17 protein-coding genes and 1 pseudogene are annotated in these 18,365 nt (G+C 68.5%); 7 read left to right on the top strand and 11 right to left on the bottom strand.

Going from position 1 to position 18,365, the window contains the following annotated elements; translation table 11 throughout:
* Positions 1–8 precede the first annotated feature (8 nt).
* The 6 genes and pseudogenes from CQY20_RS01845 to CQY20_RS01820 form a co-directional block, all read right to left on the bottom strand.
* Positions 9–422: pseudogene (locus CQY20_RS01845) on the bottom strand (DUF1707 domain-containing protein); the annotation flags it as partial.
* A 158-nt stretch (positions 423–580) separates the two neighbouring features.
* On the bottom strand, positions 581–2,836 hold the full coding sequence (locus CQY20_RS01840) for an AAA family ATPase (protein ID WP_097937939.1): 2,256 nt from the start codon (positions 2,834–2,836) through the stop codon (positions 581–583).
* A 1-nt stretch (position 2,837) separates the two neighbouring features.
* A complete protein-coding gene (gene pssA, locus CQY20_RS01835; RefSeq protein ID WP_097937938.1) occupies positions 2,838–3,698 on the bottom strand; it encodes a CDP-diacylglycerol--serine O-phosphatidyltransferase in 861 nt (286 codons plus the stop codon).
* Complete coding sequence (locus CQY20_RS01830; protein ID WP_097937937.1) at positions 3,695–4,396, bottom strand: phosphatidylserine decarboxylase; 702 nt, start codon at positions 4,394–4,396, stop codon at positions 3,695–3,697. The genes pssA and CQY20_RS01830 overlap by 4 nt, the downstream gene beginning before the upstream one ends.
* Positions 4,397–4,418: 22 nt before the next feature.
* Positions 4,419–5,618 (bottom strand): molybdopterin molybdotransferase MoeA, encoded by a 1,200-nt coding sequence (gene moeA / locus CQY20_RS01825; protein WP_097937936.1) that lies wholly within the window; start codon positions 5,616–5,618, stop codon positions 4,419–4,421.
* Positions 5,618–6,529 carry an SDR family NAD(P)-dependent oxidoreductase gene (locus CQY20_RS01820; RefSeq protein ID WP_097937935.1) on the bottom strand — a complete coding sequence of 304 codons (912 nt, stop codon included), beginning with the start codon at positions 6,527–6,529 and terminating at the stop codon, positions 5,618–5,620. Before CQY20_RS01820 ends, moeA begins: the two co-directional genes overlap by 1 nt.
* Before the next feature lie 38 nt (positions 6,530–6,567).
* Between CQY20_RS01820 and CQY20_RS01815 the strand changes: the two genes are divergently transcribed.
* From CQY20_RS01815 to CQY20_RS01795, 5 genes are read left to right on the top strand one after another with little or no spacing between them, the layout of a single operon-like run.
* Positions 6,568–7,080, top strand: coding sequence for a PH domain-containing protein (locus tag CQY20_RS01815; RefSeq protein WP_097937934.1), 513 nt, complete (start codon positions 6,568–6,570; stop codon positions 7,078–7,080).
* Complete coding sequence (locus tag CQY20_RS01810) at positions 7,077–8,555, top strand: PH domain-containing protein (RefSeq protein ID WP_097937933.1); 1,479 nt, start codon at positions 7,077–7,079, stop codon at positions 8,553–8,555. Before CQY20_RS01815 ends, CQY20_RS01810 begins: the two co-directional genes overlap by 4 nt.
* A 46-nt stretch (positions 8,556–8,601) precedes the next feature.
* Positions 8,602–9,423 carry an HAD-IIA family hydrolase gene (locus tag CQY20_RS01805; RefSeq protein WP_097937932.1) on the top strand — a complete coding sequence of 274 codons (822 nt, stop codon included), beginning with the start codon at positions 8,602–8,604 and terminating at the stop codon, positions 9,421–9,423.
* A gap of 30 nt (positions 9,424–9,453) precedes the next feature.
* Entirely contained in the window at positions 9,454–9,954 is a 501-nt protein-coding gene (locus CQY20_RS01800) for an SRPBCC family protein (protein WP_097938028.1), read from the top strand.
* Positions 9,951–10,442: an SRPBCC family protein gene (locus CQY20_RS01795; RefSeq protein WP_097937931.1), complete on the top strand. Its 492-nt coding sequence runs from the start codon at positions 9,951–9,953 to the stop codon at positions 10,440–10,442. Before CQY20_RS01800 ends, CQY20_RS01795 begins: the two co-directional genes overlap by 4 nt.
* A gap of 10 nt (positions 10,443–10,452) precedes the next feature.
* Here CQY20_RS01795 and CQY20_RS01790 read toward each other — a convergent pair whose 3' ends face one another.
* Both CQY20_RS01790 and CQY20_RS01785 read right to left on the bottom strand, forming a co-directional pair.
* Complete coding sequence (locus CQY20_RS01790) at positions 10,453–11,418, bottom strand: IS481 family transposase (protein ID WP_097937930.1); 966 nt, start codon at positions 11,416–11,418, stop codon at positions 10,453–10,455.
* A gap of 104 nt (positions 11,419–11,522) precedes the next feature.
* On the bottom strand, positions 11,523–13,214 hold the full coding sequence (locus CQY20_RS01785) for a DEAD/DEAH box helicase (protein ID WP_097937929.1): 1,692 nt from the start codon (positions 13,212–13,214) through the stop codon (positions 11,523–11,525).
* Positions 13,215–13,440: 226 nt separating this feature from the next.
* On the opposite strand from CQY20_RS01785, the gene CQY20_RS01780 reads away from it, so the two are divergent.
* Positions 13,441–14,574, top strand: a complete 1,134-nt coding sequence (locus tag CQY20_RS01780) for a PE-PPE domain-containing protein (RefSeq protein ID WP_097938027.1) — start codon at positions 13,441–13,443, stop codon at positions 14,572–14,574.
* Here the strand turns inward: CQY20_RS01780 and CQY20_RS01775 are convergent, their stop codons facing one another.
* Both CQY20_RS01775 and CQY20_RS01770 read right to left on the bottom strand, forming a co-directional pair.
* Positions 14,575–15,072 (bottom strand): cupin domain-containing protein, encoded by a 498-nt coding sequence (locus CQY20_RS01775; protein ID WP_097937928.1) that lies wholly within the window; start codon positions 15,070–15,072, stop codon positions 14,575–14,577.
* 20 nt (positions 15,073–15,092) lie between these two features.
* The gene (locus CQY20_RS01770; RefSeq protein ID WP_097937927.1) at positions 15,093–16,010 is read right to left on the bottom strand and encodes an SDR family NAD(P)-dependent oxidoreductase; all 918 of its coding nucleotides are present in this window, start codon (positions 16,008–16,010) and stop codon (positions 15,093–15,095) included.
* A gap of 100 nt (positions 16,011–16,110) precedes the next feature.
* On the opposite strand from CQY20_RS01770, the gene CQY20_RS01765 reads away from it, so the two are divergent.
* Positions 16,111–16,671, top strand: a complete 561-nt coding sequence (locus tag CQY20_RS01765) for a TetR/AcrR family transcriptional regulator (RefSeq protein ID WP_097938026.1) — start codon at positions 16,111–16,113, stop codon at positions 16,669–16,671.
* Positions 16,672–16,673: 2 nt separating this feature from the next.
* Here CQY20_RS01765 and CQY20_RS01760 read toward each other — a convergent pair whose 3' ends face one another.
* Complete coding sequence (locus CQY20_RS01760; RefSeq protein ID WP_163700930.1) at positions 16,674–18,146, bottom strand: class I adenylate-forming enzyme family protein; 1,473 nt, start codon at positions 18,144–18,146, stop codon at positions 16,674–16,676.
* Positions 18,147–18,365: the final 219 nt, after the last annotated feature.

The raw sequence follows: 18,365 nt of genomic DNA, 5'->3' as shown, positions 1-18,365 counted from the left end.
GCGCATCCGGCGCCGTAGCGGATCGGCAGCGCGTGGGCGACCAGCCCGATGCCCGCGCCGAGTATCGGCCAGATCGGCCAGAAGTACCACGAGCCCGCCGTCAGACCGACGGCCAGCCACACCGTCAGCACGATCGCGACCATCGCCAGGTAGCCGGCGAGGTGGATCTGCACACTGCGGCGGGCCGCGGCGCGACGCGCTGCCCGGCGTTGCGGGTCGTTGCGCCGCAACTCCGCCACCGGCAGGTCGGCGACGAGTTGTCGCAGCTCAGCGGTGGTGTTGGCGACGAATGCGGCCTGCAGCCGCTTCTCGTATTCGTCCATCGCCAGATAGCCCTGCGCGAGCGCCAAGCCGAGCTCGTATGCGGTGGTCTCCCGGTCGCGGTCGCCCGCGCGGATCGGCTGTGCGGCCGCGGTTGTCATGGCGCCTCCCCAAGATCTTGACAATGTCTAGATACGCACACTATGCCGTCCCGACTTGTCACTGTCAAGATCCGTTACCCCGCGAGCAGACACTTGTGCCCGCAAAACCCCAGGAAGCAGCGGACCTTAGCGTCTGCTCGCGAGGGGAAAAGAGGGGGTCAGCGACCGGCGGAGAACGCCCGCAGGGACTCCACCTGCACCGGGTCCAGCGACGGGCGCACCGTCTCGCGGGCCTTGGCCACGTCGTCCGCTGTCACGTCCGCCGCGTCGATCGAGCGCCGCATGGCTGTCAGCGCGGCCTCGCGCAGCAGCGCGACGCAGTCGGCGGCGCTGTAGCCGTCCAGGTCCTCGGCCAGCGCGCCGAGGTCGACGTCGTCGGCCAGCGGTATGGATTTGCCTGCGGTGCGCAGGATTTCGCGACGGGCCTCGGCGTCGGGCGGCTCGACGAACACCAGTTTCTCCAACCGGCCCGGCCGCAGCAGCGCGGGATCGATCAGGTCGGGCCGGTTGGTCGCGCCCAGCACGACGACGTCGCGCAGCGGCTCGATGCCGTCCAGTTCGGTCAGCAGCGACGCCACCACGCGGTCGGTCACCCCGGAGTCGAAGCTCTGCCCGCGCCGGGGAGCCAGCGCGTCGATCTCGTCGAGGAACACCAGCGACGGCGCGGAATCGCGGGCGCGGCGGAACAATTCGCGCACGGCCTTCTCCGATGCGCCGACCCATTTGTCCATCAGCTCGGCGCCCTTGACGGCGTGCACCGACAGCCGTCCGGAGCTGGCCAGCGCGCGCACCACGAAGGTCTTCCCGCAGCCGGGCGGCCCGTACAGCAGCACGCCGCGCGGCGGCTCGACGCCCAGCCGTTCGAAGGTGTCGGGATGCTGCAGCGGCCACAGCACCGCTTCGGTGAGCGCCTGCTTGGTTTCGGCCATGTCGCCGACGTCGTCGAGCGTCACCGAACCGACGGCCACCTCCTCGGTGGCAGAGCGCGACAGCGGCCGGATGACGCTGAGCGCCCCTGTCAGGTCGGCCTGGGTCAGCATGGGCGGTTCGTCGTCCTCGCTGGCCCGCGCGGCTGCCCGCAGCGCCGCCTCGCGCATCAGGGCGCATAGATCAGCGACGACGAAACCTGGTGTGCGCTGGGCGATTTCGTCGAGTTGCAGGTCCTTGGCGGGGACATCCCGCAGCAGCACCTCGAGCAGCTGCTTGCGGGTCGCGGCGTCGGGCAGGCTCAGGCCCAGCTCGCGGTCGCACAGGTCGGGCGCGCGCAACCGCACATCGATCGACTCGGGCACGGCCGACGTCGCGACGAACGCCACACCTGCGGTGGCAACGGCGTTGCGCAGTTCGGTGAGGATCAGCGTCGCCACCGGTTCCGCGGCGGCGGGCAGCAGCGCGTCGATATCGGTGATCAGCAGCACCCCACCGCCGTTGCGTACGTCGGACACCGCCGACGTGACAGCGCGCAGGCGGTCCTCGGCGCGCAGCGCGCCCACTTCCGGGCCGTCGAGTTCGACGAGGCGCCTGCCCGCGCACACGGTGCGCACCATGGTGGCCTTGCCGACACCGGCGGGCCCCGACACCAGTACGCCGAGATTCGCCGTTGCGCCAAGGCTTTTCAGCAGATCGGGTTCGTCGAGCGCAAGCTTGAGCCACTCGGCGAGTCGGCTGGCCTGCGCATGTGCGCCCTTGAGGTCGTCGAAGCTGACCGAAGGGGCCGACGGTGGCTTGACCACCGATGTCGCCTGCTGCGGCGGAGTAGTGGGTTGCTCCGATGACGACGATGACGACGATGACGACAACGGTGACGGCGGCGATGACGGTGGGGCGGCAGACGCCCAGGTGACCGACGAGTTGGGTTGCACGCTAACGGTTCCTGGCGGGTCGACGCTGGTCACCGTGAGCAGTTCGGACGTCCACGTGATGCCGACGGCGGAGGCGAGCTTCTTGCTGGCCTCCGTCGACGGGATGTCGGGACCGAGGTCACGCGGCAACAGCGAGACGGTGTCGCCGACCGTCATCACCTTGCCGAGCAGCGCTTGCCGCAGCGTCGCAGGCGGTACCGACTGCGTGGCCAGTTTGGATCCGCGCACGGTCACCGACTTCGCCCCGTACACCGTCACCGGCGCGACGAGCACCGTGGTGTCCTCCCGCAGGCCCGCGTTGGACAGCGTGACGTCGTCGATCAGCGCGGTGCCCGCCGGCGTTCCGGGCGGTGCGACGCCGACCACGGCGGCGGTGGTCCGCGAACCGGTCAACGACACCGCATCCCATTCCCGAATACCCAGCGCTGCAATCGCTTCCGGATGCAGCCGGACCACACCGCGACGCGAGTCCAGCGCAGAGGTGTTCAGCCGCGCCGTCAACGCGAGATGGTTGCGCGGCGAGGGACGCTCCGCGACGTCGGAGTCGGTCATGTCAGGCCTTCGGGGGTCTGCGCAGGCCTAGCCGGGCCATCGAACGGCGGTGCGGCTGCGCGCGTCGAATGGCCCGCCGCGCCTGGCGTTGCGCCTTGGGCCGCTCGCCCCACACCTCCGGGTGCTCGGCCAGCCACGCCTTGGTCCGCACCGCGAACGGGATGTGGATGACGTAGGCGACGATGATCGCCATGATCACGATGTAGCCGTACAGGATCGCCGCGGCAACGCCGATCGCCAATAGCGCCAACAACGGAACGACCATGTTCTGCGATATCGCGAACGTGTGGATCTTGCGCATCGGGAGGGTGCTGACCACCAGCAGCGAGACGCCGATCATCCAAATCACCACGGCCGGCTCGGAAGTCCACCAGCCCTCGCCGAACTGCATCTTGGCGGCAAGCGGCCCGATCGCGCCGATCGCCCCGGCCGGTGCGGGCATTCCGACGAAGTATTCCTTGGTGTAGGGCGGCTGCTCCTCGGTCAGCATCGAGTTGTATCGCGCGAGCCGCAACACGATACAGACCGCGTACAGCAGCACCACGATCCAGCCGATCCGCGACTGCGACAGCAGCGTGCCGTAGACGATCAAAGCCGGTGCCACACCGAAATTCACGGCGTCGGCCAGCGAGTCGATCTCCTCGCCCATCTTCGACGTGGCCTTGAGCAGCCGGGCGATGCGGCCGTCGAGCGCGTCGAGGATCGCGGCCACCGCGAGAAACGCCATCGCTTCGGTCGGCCGGTTGTCGAGTGCGAACTTCACCGCCGACAGGCCGAGGCAGATCGCGGCCACCGTCATGGCGCTGGGCAGTATCCGAAGGCTGACGACTCTCCTCTTGACGCGGGGCTTCAAAGGCTTCATCGCGGCAGCTCCGCCAGGATGGTCTCGCCGCCGACGGCGCGCTGGCCCGGCAGCACGAGCACTTCGGTGCCCTCAGGCAGGTAGGTGTCCAGCCGCGACCCGTAGCGGATCAGCCCGTAGGTGTCGCCGATCATCACCTTGTCGCCTTGGGCGATGTCGCAGACGATGCGGCGGGCCACCAGCCCGGCGATCTGCACCGCCACCACGTTGTGCCCTTCCGGCGTGCGGATCAGCACGCTGTTGCGCTCGTTGTCCTGGCTTGCGGCGGCCAGTTCGGCCGACCAGTACAGCCCAGGCCGATGCACGACGGCGGCCACCTCACCGCTGATCGGGATGCGCTGGACGTGCGCGTCGAAGATCGACAGGAAGATGCTGACGCGCGGCAGCGGACGCTCCGGAAGGCCGAGTTCGGCGGGCGGCAACGCCTCTTCGACCAGGCAGATCATCCCGTCGGCGGGGGCGACGACCGCACCCGGCCGGGTCGGCGGCACCCGCGGCGGATGGCGGAAGAACGCGGCGTTCGCGGCGGCGGCCAACAGGCCGGCGCGCCGCAGCCACATGTTGCGGTGGCCCACCGCTGCCACGGCCAGACTTGCGCCGACGAACGGCAGCCCGGCGGGGTGCATCGGAGGGATGGTGGTTTTCGCCAGGGCCGCCAGTCGCGCGGGGCCTGATCGAAGGTCGGGGCGTCTGGCCATCGTGTCGCGATTCTACGGGTGGCTAGCCGCTGGACAGGTCCCATACGTGGACCTGCGAGCCCGCCGCCAGTTCGGTGACCTCCTCGTCGATCTCCAGCAGACAGTTGGCCGAAGCCAGCCAGCGCAGATGGTGCGACGCCGGCGGACCGTAGCTGGTGACGGTTTTCGTTTCGGCGTCCAGAACGCCGCGGCGGAACTGCCGCTTGCCGCGCGGCGACGTGAGGTCCTCCGTCAACTCCGCGGTCAGCGTCGGCCGCGACGGCCGCGGATGGCCCATGGCGGCGCGCAGGGGGGTGCGGATGAACACCTCGAACGACACCAGCGCGCTGACGGGATTGCCGGGCAGCGTGACGATCGGCCTGCCCGCCGCGGTGCCCGACCCCTGCGGCATGCCCGGCTGCATCGCGACCTTGACGAACTCGACCTCTTTGAGAAGCGCGTCCTTGACGACCTCGTAGGCGCCTGCGCTCACCCCGCCGGTGGTGATGATGAGGTCGGCGTCGCCGACGTGGTTGTCCAGTGCGGTGCGGAATTGTTCGACGTCATCGCCGACCATCGGCGATGCGACCACTTCGGCGCCGGCGGCACGGACCGCCGCGGCCAGCATGGCGGCGTTGGACTCGTAGATCTGTCCCGGCTTGAGCGGCTGGCCGGGCGCGACCAACTCCGATCCGGTCGACATCACCAGAACACGTTGTCGCGGAATGACTTTCAACCCACCGAGTCCCAGGGCGGCGGCCAGACCGAGCATGGCGGGGGTCACCACCTGGCCTGCCTGCAGCACCGTCGTGCCCGCGGTGACATCCTCGCCGGCGCGGCGGATGTGCTGCCCTGGCTTGGCCGACGCGCGGATCGCCACGGTGTCCGTCGCGGCGTCGGTCGCCTCCACCGGCACGATCGCGGTGGCGCCGGACGGCACCGGTGAGCCCGTCATGATGCGGTGTGCCGTACCGGGTTTCAGCGTCAGCGCATCGGTGCGCCCGGCCGGGATGTCCTCGGCCACCGGCAGCAGCACCGGGTGTTCGGGGCCGGCGTCGGCGACGTCGTCGGCGATCACGGCGTAGCCGTCCATCGCCGAGTTGTCGAATCCCGGCAGCGACAGCGGGGCCACCACATCCTCGGCCAGCACCAACCCGAGCGCATCGGCCAACGGCATGTCGATCGGTGCGCGTGGCACGATCAGATCGGCGACGACTTTCTGGTGTTCGGTTACAGATCGCATCAGACGGGAAAGGTTACGCCGGTCAGTTGCTCGGACAGCGCCCACAGCCGCTTCTGGAGTTCCGGGTTGCGCGATTGTGCGCTGGAGGCAACGACTTTCGGATGGCCCCTGACTTCGAATGGGCCGTCGGGCCCGTAGTACTGGCCGCCGCGGGCGCCGGGGTCGGTGGCCGCCCGCAGCGTCGGCAGCGCGCCCATGGACGCGGGCTGGGCGCCGAACTTCCACATGAAGTCGGGTATGAAACTCGGTATGTAGCGCATCAGTTCGGTGTCGGCGAAGCCGGGATGGGCGGCGAGCGCCGCGGTGGCTGCGCCCTTTTCCTGCAGCCGACGCTTCAGTTCGTAGGTGAACATCAGGTTGGCCAGCTTGGACTGCCCGTAGGCCTCGATGCGGTTGTACTTGCGGGTCAGGTGGGGGTCCTCGAAGTGGATGCGGGCCAGCACGCGGTGCCCGACACTGCTGACGGTGACCACCCGCGACCCGTCCACCGGGAGCATGCGGTCGAGCAGCAGACCCGTCAACGCGAAATGGCCGAGATGGTTGGTGCCGAACTGCATCTCGAAGCCGTCTTTGGTGGTCTCCCGCGTCGGGACATACATCACGCCCGCGTTGTTGATGAGCAGATCGATGCGCTGGTGGGCGCCGCGCAATTCCTCGGCCGCCTTGCGGACGCGCTCCAGCGAAGTCAGATCCAGCTCCTGCAGGTCGACGACCGCGTTCGGGCTGGCGGCCTTGATGCGGTTGACCGCGTCGCGGCCCTTGTCGAGGTTGCGCACCGCCAGCACCACATGGGCACCCTTGGCGGCCAGTGCGGCCGCGGTGTCGTAGCCGAGGCCGGAGTTGGCGCCGGTGACGATGGCGAGGCGCCCCGACTGGTCAGGGATGTCGGCGGCGGTCCACTTTGCAGTCATGACCAGCAGACTACTCACGGCCGATTACCGTCGGTCCCATGTCGGAAAGCGGTGGCATCCACTTGGTCGCTCATCTGGTCGATCCCGCCAATCCGCCCAGCCGCAAGGCTCCGTTGGTGTGGGCCGTCGGCGCGGCGATTCCGTGGTTGGCGCTGGTGGTGGCCCAGGTGGTGTGGTTCGTGCTCGACAGTGGGCGGGCGTGGCTGCATGTCGCCGCGGCGGTCGCCACTGTGATCGGCATCGTCGTGTTCGTCGTGGTGGTCCCGATCTGGCGCTACCGCGTCCACCGCTGGGAGATCAGCCCGCAGGCGGTGTACACCAGATCTGGCTGGCTGGTGCAGGAGCGCCGGATCGCGCCGGTGTCGCGGGTGCAGACCGTCGACACCTACCGAGGGCCGCTTGACCGGTTGTTCGGGTTGGCCAATGTGACGGTGACGACGGCGTCGTCGGCCGGTGCGGTGCACATCGTGGCGCTGGACTCCGATGTCGCCGACCGGATCGTCGCGCAGCTCACCGACATCGCCGCCATCGGCGCCGAGGACGCGACATGACCGCACCGACTCCGACCACCGAGCGGCTGTGGCATCGGCTCAGCCCGCGGATGTTGTTGGTGCACCCCGTACATGAGGTGCTGCGCCAGATCCCGCTGCTGATCGGCGCAATCGTGGTTGGCTCGGCGACCGGCAATTTCATGTGGACCGTTGCGGCGCTGGCGGCCACCGTCGCATTCGGTGTGCTGCGCTGGTTCACCACCACCTACCGCATCGAGCCCGACGAAGTGCAACTGCGCACCGGTCTGCTGCAGCGCAAAGTGATCTCGGTGCCGCGCAACAGAATTCGTTCGGTGCAGACCGAGGCGCGGCTGCTGCACCAGCTGTTGGGGTTGACGGTGCTGCGGGTAAGCACCGGCCAACAGGCCAAGGGCGACGCGGCGTTCGCGCTGGACGCGGTGCGCGCCGAGGATGTGCCGCGGCTACGCTCCATTCTGCTGGCCGATTCGCTGGCCGTCGCCGACGGCGCCGGCGAGCAGCAGCCGGCGCCCGGGCGGCTACTGGCCCGCTGGCAGCCGTCATGGCTGCGCTACAGCCCGCTGAGTTTCACCGGCCTGGCCATGATCACCGCCGCGGTCGGCGTCGTGTACCAGGCGGGACTTGGTGCGGCACTTCAGCATTCGCGAATCGCCGAGTCCGGCCGCGACACCGCGGAGCGGTTCGGCATCGTCGCGACGGTCGCCGTCGTCGCCGCCGTGGTGGTGGTCGTCGCGGTCGCGCTGTCGGTGCTGCGGTCGCTGGTGACGTACGGCAACCTGACACTGCGCCGCGACGCGGAGGTGCTGCATCTCGAGCACGGCCTGCTGCGCAGGCGGGAGCAGACCTTCGACATGCGTCGGCTGCGCGGCGGCACGCTGCGGCGCCCGCTGCTTGTGCGGCTGCTCGGCGGCGCCCGGCTCGACGCGGTGATGACGGGCGTCGCGGGGGCGGGGGAGGCGTCACTGCTGCTTCCGCCGTGCCCCGCCGAAACCGCGGAGGCCGTGCTGGCCGGGCTGATCGACAACGCCGATGCGGTGACCGGCCCGCTGCGTGGGCACGGCCCGGCCGCGACGCGTCGACGCTGGACCCGCGCGCTGGCTCTGCCCGCGCTCGCCACCGTGGGCCTGCTCGTCGCGGCGGTGTCCGTCGGCGTCCCGTTCTGGGCGTGGGTGGCGGTGGCATGCCTCGCGGTGTGCTGCGCGTTGCTGGCCGCCGACCGCGCCCGTGCGCTCGGCCACCGGGTGGATGGGCAGTGGCTGGTCGCCCAGGCCGGCAGCATCGAGCAGCGTCGCGACTGCATCGCGGCCGCGGGCATCATCGGCTGGACGGTTCGCCAGACCTTCTTCCAGCGCCGGGCGAAGGTGGCGACGCTGATCGCGGCCACTGCCGCAGGCGTCAAGCACTATCGGCTGATCGACGTTCCGGCCGAACTCAGTTGGTCGATCGCCGCGACCGCGTCGCCGTGGGTGGCCGACAGCCGGTGGGCGCGCCGATGACCCCCTGTCGACTTGCACACCACCTCGCGCCGTTTACTGTCGCACCATGGCGGTCGGTGGCGTGCTGTTCGACATCGACGGCGTCTTGGTCACCTCGTGGGAGCCGATCGAAGGCGCCGCCGAGACGTTGCGGGTGCTGGCCAAGCACCAGATCGCCCGCTCCTACCTGACCAACACCACGACCCGTACCCGCGTGCAGATCGCCGAACTGCTGACCCGCGCGGGCATGGAGGTGGCGGCCGACGAGGTGATCACCGCGGCCGCGCTGACCGCGGACTATGTCCGCGCCAACTACCCCGACGCGCGCTGCCTGCTGGTCAACAGCGGCGACATCGCCGAGGACATGCCGGGCATCGACCTGATCTACCCCTACGACTACGACGCCGATGTGGTGCCGGAGACCCCGGACGTCATCCTGCTCGGCGGCGCGGGCCCCGAGTACAACCACCTGACGCTCAGCCGCGTCTACGAGTGGATGACCCAGGGCATACCTGTGGTCGCCATGCACCGCAGCACCTCGTGGAACACCACCAGGGGCCTGCGCATCGACACCGGCATGTATCTGATCGGGATGGAGGAGACGTCGGGCCGCAAGGCCACCGCCGTCGGAAAGCCCGCGCCCGCCGGGTTTCTCGCCGCGGCAGCACGCCTCGGCGTCGACCCCGACGAGATGTACATGGTCGGCGACGACCTCAACAACGACGTGCTGGCCGCGCAGGTGGTCGGCATGACCGGCGTGCTGGTGCGCACCGGCAAGTTCCGGCAGGAGACCCTGGACCGGTGGGCCGCCGACGAATTCGCCATGCAACCCAACCACGTCATCGACTCGGTCGCCGATCTGCCGGAGCTGCTCTGCCTGTCGCGATGAGTTTCGCCGCCTGCCCCGGTCGGTATGGGCATGACTGAAGAACGCGTACAAGCAACGGCCACCGTCAACGCATCGCCGGAAACCGTCTTCGAGGTGCTCGCGGATCCGACGACGCATCAGGCGATCGACGGCACCGGCTGGGTTCGCGAATCGCTGGACGGCAAGCCGGTCACCGAAACCGGCCAGATCTTCCGGATGGCCATGTATCACGAGAACCACCCGCAGGGCTACTACGAGATGGCCAACCGCATCGACGTGTTCGATCCGCCGCGCGCGATCGGCTGGCAGCCGGGGCAGGGCCCCGACGAGAAGGGCAACATGATGAACAATTCCAAACTCGTCTTCGGCGGCTGGATCTGGCGCTACGACCTGAAACCGGTCGGCGACGACCGCACCGAGGTGACGCTGACCTACGACTGGTCGGGCGTGCCGCCACAGCTGCGCGACATCGCGTTCCCGCCGTTCGAGCCGTCGCACCTGGACAATTCGCTGCACCACCTGGCCGAGCTCGCCGAGGCGCGTCAACAATGACTTCCACCGACGACACCATCGCCGCCGGCAGAACCGTCGACGCGCCGGTCGACACGGTCTTCGCGATCCTGGCCGACCCGGCCACGCATCAGGCGATCGACGGCACCGGCTGGGTGCGTGAACCACTGAATTCGGCGCGCATCACCGGCGTCGACCAGATCTTCCGGATGGCAATGTATTTCGACAATCCAGAAGAGGACCACAATCACTACGAGGTGGCCAACCGGGTGACGGTATTCGACCCGCCGCGCGCCATCGCCTGGCAGCCCGGTCAGGGCGCCGACGATGGCGAACTGGAATTCGGCGGCTGGTTCTGGCGCTACGACCTCGAGCAGCTCGACGACGACCGCACCACAGTCAGGCTGACCTACGACTGGTCGGCTGCGCCGCAACCGATTCGGGACAAGATCAGTTTCCCGCCGTTCGAGATGTCACACCTGGACAATTCACTGCGGCACCTGGCCGAGCTCGCCGAGGCCAGGCGCTAGGTGTACCGAGTCATGACGTTGGTATCAGTCGGCTGGTCGGTGGGAGGCCGCCGAGTGCGCTGTGGCGTCGTTGAGTGTTGTAGTAGTTGAGCCAGGGCGCAAGGGCTGCAGCACGGTCGGCGTTGGAGGCGAACACGCGTTTATAGGCCCATTCGGTCTGCAGGGTGCGGTTGAGGCGCTCGACCTTGCCGTTCTGCCATGGGCAGTGCGGTTTGATGAACACTTGTCGTGCGCCCAGCTCTGCGCACACGTCACGGATCGAGTAGCGGTAGGCCCAGGCGTTGTCGGTCATCACCTCTTCGATGGTGGTGATTCCGTGTGCGCGGAAATGATGGGCTGCTCGTCGTAGGAACCCGGCGCAGGTAGCGCCTTTCTCATCGGGCAGGATTTCTGAGTAGGCCAGCCGTGAGTAGTCATCGACTAACGAGTGAATGTAGTCGAATCCATTGCCGTTCCTGCGATCTCGATCCGGAGCACGTCCTCGTCCGTGTGCTCGCCATCCACCGCCGGCGGGGATGCGACCCAGCTTCTTGACGTCCATGTGCACCAGCTCGCCGGGGCGCGACCGCTCATAACGCACCGCGGTGGTCTTAGAAGCGCGGATCAGCTGACCGGTCATCGGGTCCAGCTCGCGTAGGTGGGGCATCTGTCGGCGGTTGAGCACACGGGACACCGTTCGCGGGCACATCCCGAGCTTGGCGGCGATCTCGTCAGGGCCGCAGCGGTGGCGTTTGCGCCAGGCCACGATCTGGTTCTCCACGCTGGGCCGAACACGGCTCGGACTGGTATGCGGCCGCGAGGACCGGTCGTGAAGACCGTCTTCACCCTCGGTCTCAAAACGGCTGATCCAGGTGTGGACGCATTTACGCGAGACCCCCATCGCTTTCGCGATGTGGGCTTTGGGCCAACCAGCCTGATACCGGTGCACCATCAGCAGGCGGCCGTGAAACGTCGTACGGGCATTACGGTGGGACACGAGAACCTCCGGACGGTGGTGGACCTAGACAAGCCACACCCCACCCGGAGGTTCTCCTCACATCAAGCCAACACGCCTGCTACCAACGTCCTGTCCCAGTACAGCTAGGCGCGCAACTGCCTGACCGCCTCGATGCGTGCCTTCAGCTGCTCGGTCGTCGCGGCCGCAATCGGCGGGCCGCCGCAGATCCGGCGCAGCTCGTTGTGAATCCAGCCGTGCGGCTTGCCGGTGCGGTGGTGGGCGACCGACACCAGCGTGTTGAGCTCGCGGCGCAGTTCCCGCAACTGTGAGTGGGTCGACGGCCGCGGCACCTCACCCGACGCCGTGCGCTTGTTGATCTGTTCTTCTTGCCTGCGCCGCAACAGGTCTCGCATCTGCTCGGGGTCGAGCAGGCCGGGGATGCCAAGATAGTCGGCCTCTTCCTCACTGCCTGCCGGTGTCGCGGTGCCGAACGACGAGCCGTCGAAGATCACCTGGTCCAATTCGGCGTCGGCGCCCAGTGATTCGAAGCCCTTGTCCTCGTCGGGCTCGGACTTCTTGCGCGCCGCGTCCTGCAGCGCGTCGTCGTCGAAGCCCTGCGACTCTCGGTGCGGCTTGCCCAGCACGTGGTCGCGTTGGGCTTCCAGCTGGCTGGCCAGGTCGAGCAGCGTCGGCACCGACGGCAGGAAGATGCTCGCGATCTCGCCCGGCCGCCGCGCCCGGACGAACCGGCCGATCGCTTGGGCGAAGAACAGCGGCGTCGACGCGCTGGTGGCATAGACGCCGACGGTCAGCCGCGGCACGTCGACACCCTCGGACACCATGCGCACAGCGACCAGCCACCGGCTGGTGCCCGCCGAGTACTCGGCGATGCGCGCCGACGAGCCGGGGTCGTCGGACAGCACCACCGTCGGGGTCTCACCGGTAATCCGGGTCAGCACAGCGGCATACGCCCGTGCGGCCTTCTGGTCCGAGGCGATGACCATGGCGCCCGCGTCGGGCACGCCGCCGTTGCGCAACTGCGTGAGGCGCTTGTCGGCGGCCTGCAGCACCGCCGGGATCCATTCGCCCTTCGCGTCGAGCACCGTGCGCCACGCGCGCGCCGTCTGCTCGGCGTTCAGCGGTTCCCCGAGCCGGGCGGCGTGCTCCTCGCCCGCGCTCGTGCGCCATCGCGCCTCGCCGGAGTAGGCCAGAAACACCACAGGACGGACCACGCCGTCGGCCAGCGCGTCGGCGTAGCCGTAGGTGTGATCGGCCTGCGAGCGCATCAGCCCGTCTGCGTCGGGCGCATACGTGACGAAGGGAATCGGCGCGTCGTCGCTGCGGAACGGGGTGCCGGTCAGCGCCAGCCGTCGCGTCGCGTCGTCGAACGCCTCGCGGATAGCCTCACCCCAGGTCTTCGCGTCGCCGCCGTGGTGAATCTCGTCGAACACCACCAGCGTGCGGCGGTTCTCGGTGCGCACCCGGTGCCGCGTCGGGTGGCTGGCGACCTGGGCGTAGGTCACCACCACGCCGTGATACTCCGACGACGTGTGCGCGGCGGAATTGGAGAACTTCGGGTCGAGCGCGATACCGTGCCGCGCGGCCGCCAACGCCCATTGGGTCTTGAGGTGTTCGGTGGGCACCACGACGGTGATCTGCTCGACGACGCCGTCGGCCAGCAGCTCCCCGGCGACGCGCAGGGCAAACGTCGTTTTGCCCGATCCCGGGGTGGCCACGGCCAAGAAATCGCGTGGCTTGGCGGCAAGGTACCGCACCAATGCCCGACGCTGCCAGCTCCGTAAAGCCTGGGTGTCGGGCGCTGCATTTACCCGCACCCAAGACTCCTCAAACTGATCGGACGTCAGCCTAGCGCAAGGGTTTCCGGGCACGCATCCCGCCGGTGTGTCGTGTCGCGACCGTCGACGACACGCCGCTGGCCCGTACGGGAAGCGGCGTGTCGTGATACCCGCGGCGTACTCGGCCTGCGCTGAGGGTCGGGCAGTTTTCTGCGAAATTGAGCAAACACACCTGGCGACGACAATCCATGTGCAAGGCTCCGGCATGATCATCTGGCGCAAACGGTTGATGCCCACGGTCGCCGCCGTGTCGCTGCTGCTGGCCTCCGGCCCGCTGGCGAGCGGGACCAGCCACGCCGAAGAAGCGGTCTTGATACCGGGAGCCACCGTCTTCAAGCGGATCAATCCGCTCTACCCGATGGTCGCGACCTCCTACCCGGACATCGGGTTGCACTTCCACACCGACGCGTCCCCGGAGGTGGTCAAGTACTCGCAGAACGCCCTCGATTCGAACCGGGCCATCGCCGACGGAGTCGCGCAAGCCAGCGCCGTCGTGCGGCAGACCGACGGCACAGTCGTAATCATCGGCGAGTCGATGGGCAGCATGGTGGCCTGGCGAGTCGCGCGCGAGCTCGCCGAGGGCGCCGATGCACCGTCACAGAACGACGTCAGGGTCGTCCTGATCGCCCCGCCGGAGGCAGGCGTGGCCGAGTACTTCAAAGAGGGCACCTTCATCCCCGTCTTGAACTACCGGATCGAACGCATCCAGCAGTCTGCGTACGACACGACGATCGTGATCGGCGAGTACGACGGCTGGGCCGACGCCCCGGATCGGCCCTGGAACCTACTCGCCGCCGCCAACGCGCTGGCGGGCATCGCCTACGTCCACGGCCCGCCGATCGCGCAGACCGTCGTGTCCGGCCTGACGCCGGTGAGCGAGATCGAAAGGAAGGACGAGCAGCACGGCGCGGTCACGACCTACCTCGTCCCGACCGGGAATCTGCCTCTGACACAGGCGTTCCGCGATGTCGGTGCGCCCGACGCGCTCGTCGACAGGGTCGACGACGTTCTTCGGCCGGTGGTCGATGCCGCATACGTTCGACACGACGAACCCGGCGACACCCGGCCGTATCTGCGCGACGGCGAGATTCGCCGCAACGTGCAGAGCCAGCAGCAGGTCCGCCAATCGGTGCTCGACCGGGGCCTGCCGAAACTGCCTGTGGGTCAACAGCACAGAGACCGCGGCGGCGCGCTGCGCCAAGTCATTCGCAATGACCTCCATGACCTGCGCAAGCTGCGCAACCGCGTCGAGGCCGGCGTCGAGCAGGTGAAGAAGAAGATCGCCGAGCGACGAACTGAACGCCAAGACCGGCAGCAGCAGGGCAGTGCCGCCGAGTGATCACTCGATGAAGAAGTTGTCGTTCTTGATGAACCACTCGCGGCGTTCGTCGTCGGTCATGTCGCCGAGTTCGGCGAAACCCTCGAAGTAGTGCTCGCGCGGCGCGCCTGGAGCGAACAGCATCAGGATGGACGTCGGGGCGTCGGCTTCGTTGCGGAAACCGTGGATGCCGCCGGGTGGCACGTAGAGAAAGTCGTTGGGGTGCCCGTCAATCCAGCCGTTGCCGTCGTACAGCTTCAGCGTGCCCGACAACACGAAGAACGCCTCGGACATCGCGCGGTGAAAGTGCGGGCCTGGGCCGCCGCCCCTCGGGGCGATGTCGACGCGGTAGAGGCCGTAGTCGCCGTCGGTGGCTTGCTGGTTGGCCAGGTAGTGGTACTGCACCGTGCCGAAGGAGTCGTAGTCCGGCGGTTCGTCGCCACGCCGTAGCCACGCGCTGACCTCCGGCTCGTCTTTGGTGTATCGCGGTGGTGGGTAGGGCGGCACGACAAGTGACATCCCTACCCACCCTGCCACGTTCAGACCGTCGCGGGAATGGGGTAGGTGACGCCGGTCAACTCCTCGGAAACACTCCACAGCCGGCGCTGCGCATCGATGTCGTGTGACGCGCGTGTCGAGGAGACGACGACGGGATAGCCGCGGGTTTCGAACAAGCGGTCGGGGCCGAAGAACTGACCGCCGAGCACACCCGGGTCGGTGGCCGCGCGCAGTGTGGGCAGCGCGCCCATCGTCGCGGGCTGCTGCAGCGGCACGACCGGCAGAAACGCAAGCGTCAGACGCAGGGATGCGTTGCGGCCGAGTTCGGTTTGCGACGCGCCGGGGTGCGCGGCTGCGGCGATCGTGTGTGTGCCGGCCAGGCGGCGCTGCAGTTCGTAGGTGAACATCAGGTTGGCGAGCTTGGACTGGCCGTAAGCGCGCATCGCGCGGTAGTCGCGCTCCCATTGCAGATCGTCGAACCGGATGCCGTTGACGAACCGGTGCGCGCTGCTGCTGACCGTCACGATCCGCGAACCCGGAGTGGCAACCAGTCGGTCCAGCAGCAGGCCCGTGAAGGCGAAGTGACCGAGATGGTTTGTGCCGAACTGCAATTCGAAGCCGTCCTTGGTCGTCGACCTCGGCGGTGCCATCACGCCCGCGTTGTTGATCAGCAGATCGATCGTTTCGTGGCGGGCACGCAGCTGGTCGGCCGCGGCGCGCACCGACTCAAGCGAGGAGAGGTCGAGTTCCTGCACGGCGACGTCGGCGCCGGGGTGCTCGGCCATGATGCGGGCGGCGGCGTCGCTGCCCTTGCCGGTGTTACGGACGGCGAGCACCACTCGCGCGCCCTTGCCTGCCAGCGCCTTGGCCGTCTCGAAGCCGATGCCGGTGTTGGAACCGGTCACGACGGCGGTGCGGCCGGCCTGGTCGGGAATGTCGGCAATGGTCCACTTGCTCATGGCGATCTCTCCTACAATCGAATTAAACGGGGCGAGCGCTCCGTTTGATGACGACTATGCGGAACGCACGCCCCGTTTATCTATTCCCGAGGTGATTTCGTTGGCCAAGCCGGAGCGGCCCCTGCGCGCGGACGCGGCTCGCAACCGCGCCCGCGTGCTCCAGGTCGCCTACGACACGTTCGCCGCCGAAGGGCTGGCGGTTCCGATCGACGAGATCGCCCGCCGGGCAGGCGTCGGCGCGGGCACGGTCTATCGCCACTTTCCGACCAAGGAGGATCTGTACCGCGCCGTCGTCGAGGACCGGATCTGCCGCATGGTCGACGAGGGCCGCGAGCTGCTGGCGACCGGTGACCCCGAGGCGCTGTACGCGTTTCTCCGTCGGGTGGTGCTGCAGTGGGGCGCGACCGACCGCGGCCTTGCCGACGCGCTGGCAGGCGTCGGGGTTGACATCAAGGCGGCGATGCCGGAGGCCGAGGAGGGCTTCATCGCCCTGCTCGACGACCTCGTCAAGCTGGGCCAGAAGGCGGGTACGGTGCGGCAGGGCATCGTCGGGTCCGACATCAAGGCGATCCTCAACGGCAGCCTGGCGATGCAGGCCAGTCACCCCGACGCTGCCGCCCGGCTGACCGATGTGATCCTGGACGGCCTGCGGCCGCGGTGAAGTTATGCCGACTCCACTAGTTCGCGCCGAGAGATCTTGCCGCTGGGGGTAAGTGGCAATGCCGACCGCAGGTGCAAGCGGACCGGGATCTTGTAGGCGGCGATGCGGTCGGAGAGAAACGCCACCAGCTCGTCGGGCGCCAGCGTCGCGCCTGCCCGCGGCACCACGAAGGCCACCGGCACTTGTCCCTCCTCTGCGTCGGGGGCGCCGACGACCGCCGCGAGTTCGACGGACGGATGCTGCTCCAGCGCGGCTTCGACTTCGCCGGGCGTGATCTTCGATGTGCGCCGCACGATGACGTCCTTGATCCGGCCGGTGAACCACCACACGCCGTCGTCGTCCTGCTCGGCGAGGTCTCCCGTGCGAAACCAGCCGTCGATCAGGGTGCTGGCCGTCAGCGCGTCGTCCTCCCAATAGCCCTTCATCACCATCGGTCCGCAGACCAGCACCTCGCCCGTCGCGTCGTCGATACGCAGGTGCACGCCGCGCACCGGCCTGCCGATGCAGCCGTCGCGGTTGGTGCGCGGCGCCCGTTGAACGGTCAGCCAGATCGCTTCCGTCATCCCGTAACCCACCCCGATCGGCAGCCCCGCGGTTGCCATGAACTCCTGCTGCAGCCGGGCCGGCACGGTGTCGCCGCCGGTGTAGACCCCCCGCAGCGAGCTGAACCACTCTCTGCACACCCCGTCGACGTGCAGCAGCTGCGCCAGCACGTCGATGTGGGTGCAGATCAGCGTGGGCCGGTGGGTGCGCAGCGCGTGGGCATAGGTGTCGATGTCGAAGCCGTCGTAGAGGACGACGGTGCCGCCTGCGAGGAGTGTGGTGAAGGTGGCGATGAATCCACTGACGTGCACGAGCGGCTCGAACACCTGGACGACGTCGTCGGCACGGACGTCACCGAGCGCCTCCGACGTGCTGGTCAACATCGCCAGCGCGGAGTTGTGGCTGTGCACCACGCCCTTCGGCTGGCCCGTCGACCCCGATGTCAGGAAGACGACGGCCGCCTCGTCGGGAGCCACGTCGGGCTCGAAGGCGGTCCCTCGGCCGCTGTCGAGCACGTCGCGGTAGGCCTCGAACCCCTCGGTCGGTCCCGCGCCGACGAGGATCAGCCGCACATCGGCCAGCGTCGAGGCATCGACGCGGGCCAACAACTCGAGGCGATCGGCGTGCACCAGCAGCCACCGCGGCCGGATCCGGCGCAGCGCGCGCTCGACCTCCGGCGCGGCGTAGCGCCGGTTGAGCGGCGCCGCGATTGCGCCCGCCGCGAAACAGGCGAGGTAGCTGGTGACCAGTGCGGGGCTGTTGGGCAGCATGAGCGCGACGGGTGTGCCGGCCAGGCGGTCGGCGCGCATTGCGGCGGCCAGCGCGTCGACCTCATCGCAGAGTTCGAGGTAGGTGAGCGTGCCGCCGTCGTGGATGAGAGCGGTCGCCCCGCCGCGTGCGCTGTGGGCTGCTGCCAGTTGGCTCAGTCGCATGCGCATAGTGTCGTCAATCGGGGGCCGGATCGAGGCCTGGTTTGGGCGGATACCGTTCTTGCACTCTCCCTGGTCGAGTGCTAAGAATGCAATTGGCACTCGCGACCGGTGAGTGCTAGGTCGGGACGGTGAGGCAGGGGCCGCACCTGCGGGAGCACACCTCCAGCCGTCCGTCGCGGGCACTGCTCCCGACCACAGACGTGCCATCCCCAATCCGGA

Origin of the sequence: Mycolicibacterium agri, assembly GCF_002553505.1 — a bacterium.
GTDB lineage: Bacteria > Actinomycetota > Actinomycetes > Mycobacteriales > Mycobacteriaceae > Mycobacterium > Mycobacterium agri.
This window is presented reverse-complemented; position numbering and strand designations above follow the sequence as displayed.